6 protein-coding genes are annotated in these 6,255 nt (G+C 69.4%); 3 read left to right on the top strand and 3 right to left on the bottom strand.

Annotated elements, in window-relative coordinates; translation table 11 throughout:
* Positions 1-31: 31 nt before the first annotated feature.
* The gene (zwf, locus tag AC1DVZ_RS16490; protein WP_477619294.1) at positions 32-1,462 is read right to left on the bottom strand and encodes a glucose-6-phosphate dehydrogenase; all 1,431 of its coding nucleotides are present in this window, start codon (positions 1,460-1,462) and stop codon (positions 32-34) included.
* Positions 1,463-1,662: 200 nt separating this feature from the next.
* Between zwf and efeU the strand changes: the two genes are divergently transcribed.
* Genes efeU through efeB form a run of 3 tightly spaced genes read left to right on the top strand, consistent with a single transcriptional unit; the run spans position 1,663 to position 4,938 of the window.
* Positions 1,663-2,523: an iron uptake transporter permease EfeU gene (gene efeU, locus AC1DVZ_RS16485; RefSeq protein ID WP_477619293.1), complete on the top strand. Its 861-nt coding sequence runs from the start codon at positions 1,663-1,665 to the stop codon at positions 2,521-2,523.
* 7 nt (positions 2,524-2,530) lie between these two features.
* Entirely contained in the window at positions 2,531-3,661 is a 1,131-nt protein-coding gene (gene efeO, locus AC1DVZ_RS16480; RefSeq protein ID WP_477619292.1) for an iron uptake system protein EfeO, read from the top strand.
* Positions 3,658-4,938: an iron uptake transporter deferrochelatase/peroxidase subunit gene (gene efeB / locus AC1DVZ_RS16475; protein WP_477619291.1), complete on the top strand. Its 1,281-nt coding sequence runs from the start codon at positions 3,658-3,660 to the stop codon at positions 4,936-4,938. The genes efeO and efeB overlap by 4 nt, the downstream gene beginning before the upstream one ends.
* Here efeB and AC1DVZ_RS16470 read toward each other — a convergent pair.
* Positions 4,920-5,630, bottom strand: a complete 711-nt coding sequence (locus AC1DVZ_RS16470) for a phosphatase PAP2 family protein (protein WP_477619290.1) — start codon at positions 5,628-5,630, stop codon at positions 4,920-4,922. The genes efeB and AC1DVZ_RS16470 overlap by 19 nt on opposite strands.
* Positions 5,567-6,199 (bottom strand): phosphatase PAP2 family protein, encoded by a 633-nt coding sequence (locus tag AC1DVZ_RS16465; RefSeq protein WP_477619289.1) that lies wholly within the window; start codon positions 6,197-6,199, stop codon positions 5,567-5,569. The genes AC1DVZ_RS16470 and AC1DVZ_RS16465 overlap by 64 nt, the downstream gene beginning before the upstream one ends.
* Positions 6,200-6,255 lie beyond the last annotated feature (56 nt).

Below are 6,255 nucleotides of genomic sequence, written 5' to 3'. Positions count from 1 at the left end.
CACCACGCCTGCAGGTATGCCGGCGCGCTGGCTACTTCTTCTCGCGCCAGACGCGTTCGAAGGGCAGTCGCCACGCGTGGGGGGCGATCAGCTGGTGGATCGCGTTCGGACCCCAGCTGCCGACGGGGTAGGGCTTGGCCTCGGGCGGGTCGGCCAGCAGGGGCTGCGAGCGCTCCCACAGCGACTCGATGCCCTCGGCCGTCGTGAACAGCGTGTGGTCGCCGCGCATCGCGTCGAGGATGAGCCGCTCGTAGGCCTCGAGGACGTCGCCGGCGCGCTCGGTCTCGCGGGTCGAGAACTGCATCGACAGCTTCTCCAGCCGCATGCCGGGGCCGGGGCGCTTGCCGTAGAACGAGAGCGACACCTTGGACTCGTCGGCGAGGTCGAAGGTGAGGTGGTCGGGCCCGGCCGAGCCCACTCCCGAGTTGGCGGGGAACATCGACCGCGGCGCCTCCTTGAAGGCGATCGAGATGATGCGGGCGCCGTCGGCCAGCTTCTTGCCGGTGCGCAGGTAGAACGGGACGCCCGCCCAGCGCCAGTTGTCGATCCCGGCCTTGAGCGCGATGAACGTCTCGGTGTCCGAGTCGGGGGCGACGCCGTTCAGCCCGGTGTAGCCGGCGAACTGACCCCGCACCACGTCAGAGGGGTCGATCGGCAGCAGCGACCGGAAGACCTTGTTCTTCTCCTCCGAGATGGCCCGGGGCTCCAGGGCGGTGGGCGGCTCCATCGCGACGAACGCGAGCACCTGGAACAGGTGGGTGACCACCATGTCCTTGTAGGCGCCGGTCGCCTCGTAGAAGTTGGCCCGCTCGTCCAGCCCCAGCGTCTCGGGGATGTCGATCTGCACGTGGTCGATGAAGTTGCGGTTCCAGATCGGCTCGAAGAGTCCGTTGGCGAACCGGAAGGCCAGGATGTTCTGCGCCGCCTCCTTGCCGAGGAAGTGGTCGATCCGGAAGACCTGGCTCTCGTCGAACGTCTCGTGCACGGTGTTGTTGAGCGCGATCGCGCTCGCGAGATCCGTGCCGAACGGCTTCTCCATGACCACTCGTGAGCGCGCCACGAGGTCGGCGTCGCGCAGCATGGTGATCACCGCGACGGCCGCCTTGGGCGGTACCGACAGGTAGTGCAGCCGCTGGGCGTCCGGGCCGAGCGACTCCTCGGCGCGCTTGACCGCCTCAGCCAGGGGCCCGGGGCCGGCCGACTGGGGGATGTAGACGAGGTAGTCGTCGAACTTCTCCCACTGCTCCGGCGTGAGCGGGTGGGTCGCGAACTCGTCGACGGCCGTGCGGGCGAACTCACGGAACTGCTCGTCGGTCATCTCCTCGAGCGAGGTGCCCACGACCCGGATGGCGGGCGCCAGCTCGGACGTCGCCAGGTGGGCCATGCCGGGAAGCAGCTTGCGACGGGCCAGGTCGCCGGTGGCCCCGAACAGCACGATGACGTGCGGATCGGCCTTCTCCACGGCGCCGCGCGAGCTGCGTGCGTCAGCGGCGGGATACGAGATCGTCTGGGCGCTGGGCGCGGTCTGCTCGGGCACCTTCCGATACTTCCACCGCAGGCGGGCCCGCGCACCCGGTTGTCCAGCGATTTGACGCGCGGGGTTAGGTGAGGCTTACCTTGGTCCCAATAACGCACCATCGACATGCCGGAAATCAGGTCATCGTGCTCGTCAGCAATGCGCTCATCGGACTCCGTGAAGGGCTGGAGGCCGCGCTCGTCGTGGTCATCCTCGTCGCCTTCCTCGTCAAGACCGACCGCCGCTGGGCGCTCAGGCCCGTCTGGACCGGCGTCGCGCTCGCCGTCGTCGCTTCGGTCGGCCTCGGCGCGCTGCTCACCTTCGGCACCAGGCAGCTGTCGTTCGAGACCCAGGAGCTGATCGGCGGCAGTGCCTCGGTGCTCGCGGTCGCGTTCGTCACGGCCATGGTCTTCTGGATGCGCACCGCGGCCCGCACCATCTCGGGCCAGCTCAAGGGCAGGCTCGACCAGGCGCTCTCGATCGGCGGCTGGGCCGTGGCCCTGGTCGGCTTCCTCGGTGTCGGCCGCGAGGGACTCGAGACGGCCCTGTTCTTCTACGCCAGCGTCCAGACCGCAGGCAAAGGCACCGCCCAGCCGCTGGTCGGCTTCCTCCTCGGCATCGCCGTCGCGATCGTCCTCGGGGTCCTCATCTACCGCGGCGCCGTACGCATCAACCTCTCGAAGTTCTTCCGCTACACCGGGATCGCGCTGATCGTCGTCGCCGCCGGGATTCTGTCCTACGGCATCCACGACCTGCAGGAAGCCGCCTTCCTGCCCGGGCTGAACACCCTCGCGTTCGACGTCAGCACCGCGATCCCGCCCGACTCCTGGTACGGCACCTTGCTCAAGGGCACCGTCAACTTCACGCCCAACACGACCTGGTTGCAGGCCGTCGCCTGGACGCTCTACCTCGTCGTCGTGATGACCCTCTTCCTGCGACCCGCGCCGGAGACGCCCAGGCCCAGCCAACCGGCATACCCATCGCACGCCACCTCATCACTCTCCTAGGAGCACCATGCGCATCGCCCCCGTCCCCGCCGCCCTCGCGGTCGCCGTCCTGCTGGCGACCGCAGCCTGTGGCAGCCCCGACGAGACCGGTGCCGCCGGCGGCAAGGGCCCGATCACGGTCGAGGCGACGGACACCACGTGCAAGGTCGCGCGCAGCGAGGCCGCGGCCGGGACCATCGAGTTCACCGTCAGGAACACCGGCTCCAAGGTCAACGAGTTCTACCTCTACGGCGACGGTGACCAGATCATCGGCGAGGTCGAGAACCTCACGCCCGGCCTGACGCGCACGTTCCACGTCGAGGTCGCCAGCCCCGGCACCTACGAGACGGCCTGCAAGCCGGGCATGAAGGGCAAGGGGATCCGCGCTGACTTCACCGTCACCGGCGCCACGGCCAGTCAGGCGCCTGACGCGGCCATGGCCACCGCGGTGAAGACCTACCAGGGCTTCGTCTCGGCGCAGTCCGACGAGCTGCTCACCCGGACCACCGAGTTCGTCGCCCTGGTCAAGGCCGGCAAGGTCGAGGAGGCCAAGGCGGCGTTCCCCGTCGCCCGCGGCCCCTGGGAGCGGATCGAGCCGGTCGCGGAGTCGTTCGGCGACCTCGACCCGATGATCGACGGCCGCGAGGACGTCGTCGAGGAGGGCATGAAGTTCACCGGCTTCCACCGCCTCGAGAAGGACCTCTGGGTCACCGGCCTGCAGGCAGACTCGGGCGCGATCGCCGACAAGCTGCTGGTCGACGTGAAGGAGATCGTCGCCAAGGCGAAGGCCGTCCAGCTCAACCCGCTGCAGCTGGCCAACGGCGCCAAGGGGCTGCTCGACGAGGTCGCCGTCGGCAAGATCACCGGCGAAGAGGACCGCTACAGCCACACCGACCTCTACGACTTCGACGAGAACGTCAAGGGGTCCAAGGCCGCCATCGACGCCCTCCGCCCCGTGCTCAAGGCCCGTGACGGCTCCTTGCTGGCGTCGATCGACACCAGGTTCGCGGCGCTCGACACCGAGCTCGACAAGTACCGCACCGACGCCGGCTTCCAGCTCTACACCGCCCTGTCCAAGGACCAGGTCAAGGCACTCTCCGTCGCCGTCGACGCGGTGAGCGAGGACATCTCGAAGGTCGCCGGAGTGGTGGCCCAGTGACCGACCTCTCCCGTCGCAGGCTGCTGGGCGCCAGTGCGGGCGCCGCCGTCGCCGGCGCGGTCGCGGGCGTCGGTGGTGCGTATGCCGCACAGGCAGGTTCCGACGCGGGCGACGGTTCCGCTGTGGTCGGTTCCGGAGGGGCCGGGGACGCCGAGGTGGCGTTCCGCGGCGAGCACCAGTCGGGGATCATCACCCCTGCCCAGGACCGGATGCACTTCGTCGCGCTCGACGTGGTCACGAAGGACAAGGCAGCGGTCGCCGAGATGCTGAAGGCCTGGACGCGGGCCGCCGAGCGGATGACGGTCGGCGCCGAGGCGGCGCCCGGTGGCGTCGTCGGTGGCGGCCCCTACCGCGCACCCGAGGACACCGGCGAGGCCTACGACCTCGACGCGTCGGACCTGACGATCACCATCGGCTACGGACCGTCCCTGTTCGACGAGCGGTTCGGACTCGCCGACCGCAGGCCGGCGGCGCTGAAGGCCCTCCCGGGCTTCGTGGGTGACGACCTCGACGCGGCCCGCAGTGGGGGAGACATCTGCATCCAGGCCTGCGCCAACGACCCGCAGGTGGCCGTGCACGCGGTGCGCAACCTGGTCAGGATCGGCTTCGGGGTGGTGTCCGTGCGGTGGAGCCAGCTCGGCTTCGGGCGCACCTCGTCGACCACCCGCAACCAGGTCACCCCCCGCAACATGTTCGGGTTCAAGGACGGCACCAACAACCTCAAGGCCGAGGACGGCGCCGCCCTCGCCGAGCACGTGTGGGTGCAGCCTGACGACGTGCCGGGCGCGAGTGCCTGGATGGCCGGCGGTTCCTACCTCGTGGCCCGGCGGATCCGCATGCACATCGAGATCTGGGACCGCACGACGCTGCAGGAGCAGCAGGAGATCATCGGCCGCGACAAGGGCGAAGGTGCCCCGCTGGGTCGGAAGGCCGAGTTCGACGCGCTCGACTTCGCCGCCAAGGGTGCCGACGGGAAGCCCGCGATCCCGGTCGACGCCCACGTGGCGCTCGCCCACGAGAGCCGGCTGAACGGCATACGCATCCTGCGCCGCGGCTACAACTTCACGGACGGGTCCGATGGTGTCGGGCACCTCGACGCAGGCTTGTTCTTCATCGGGTTCATGCGCGACGCGCATGCGCAGTTCGTGCCGATGCAGCGGTCGTTGGCCGCCAAGGACGGGCTCAACGAGTACATCGAGCACACGGGATCAGCAGTCTTCGCCTGCCCACCCGGGCTCGGTCCCGACGAGCACTGGGGTCAAGCCCTGTTCAGCTGAGGCTCTGCCGAACCGATGGCCCCAGCGGATCCCTCCGCGCGGGCGCGGTGCCGGTACCACTGGAAGACGAGGACGGCGCAGACGACCCCGTTGACCAGCCCGGCGACGACGTCGGAGATGTGGTGGGCGCCGCGGTAGAGCCGGGCCATCCCGACGAGGAACGGGATGACGCCACACAGGGTCATCAGCAGCCGGCGGAGCCAGGGGCGTTCGATGCGCGCTGCCGCCATGAGGAGCAGCGAGAAGTAGAGCGCCGTGGAGGCGCCCGTGTGACCGCTCGGATAGCTGGTCGTGGGCGGTGAGGTGTCCATGGGGTTGGCCGGCGGTCGTGCCCGTCCGACCGCCAGCGTGAGGAACAGGAAGATCGTCGCCTGCAGCGAGATCGAGATGAGCGGGACCACGGACCACCGCCACTCGCGGGTACGCCACCAGATGAGGGCGACCGCGATGAGGCACACGCCGATGACGATCTCGGTGTTGCCCAGCCTCGAGAAGACCCAGCTGATCGGGTCCCAGAAGTCGGTGCGGTCACGGCTCAGCGCCGCCACCGTCCTGTCCTCGGCCTTGTCGACCGAACTGAAGGGTCCGGTGATGAGCAGGCCGAGGCCCGCGAGCACCCCGAAGAGGACTACGCCGGGTGCGACGGCCCTGGTGAGGAGGTCGCGGCCGTCTTGCCAATGAATCCGAGCCATGAGGAGAACGTAATGCCAATCCCGAGAATCCACCCAGCCAGCACGTCGGACGGGAAGTGCACACCGAGGAAGATCCGGTCCAGGCCAACGGCCAGCGCAAACACCACGGCGACGGCCACGCTGACCCGGTGGCCCACCGTCGAGAGCAGCGGCCAGAGCAGGAACACGACCACCGTGCCGACCACGGCGACGTTGAACGCGTGGCCCGACGGGAACGAGTATCCGGGGGAGTGCGAGATCGGGTCGTCGACGATCGGGCGGGCGCGTCCGACCAGCACCTTGGCCAGCAGCCCGACGTTCCAGGCGACCATCATCGTGACGAAAGCCCACAGCGCCCGGCTGCGCAGCCCCTTGGCCAGCCACGCCCAGAGCGCGACGCCCGTCGCCAGGACGTAGAGCAGGAACGGCTGGCTCGCCGTCTGCAGGACGACGAGGGCGTCAGCGGTGCCCTGAGTGCGCGTGAAGTCGGTGGCTTCACGGATGAGGTCGGTGTCGAGCCGGATCAGGGGGTCGAACTTCTGGCGCACCGCAAACCCGAGCAGCAGCACGGGGACGACGAACAGCACCATGGCCGCAGCTCCGCGGGCCAGCCGCGCAGCGCGCGACCCGGGTGGCGTGCCAGGTG

It is taken from the genome of Pedococcus sp. P2_E5 (assembly GCF_056403895.1).
This window is presented reverse-complemented; position numbering and strand designations above follow the sequence as displayed.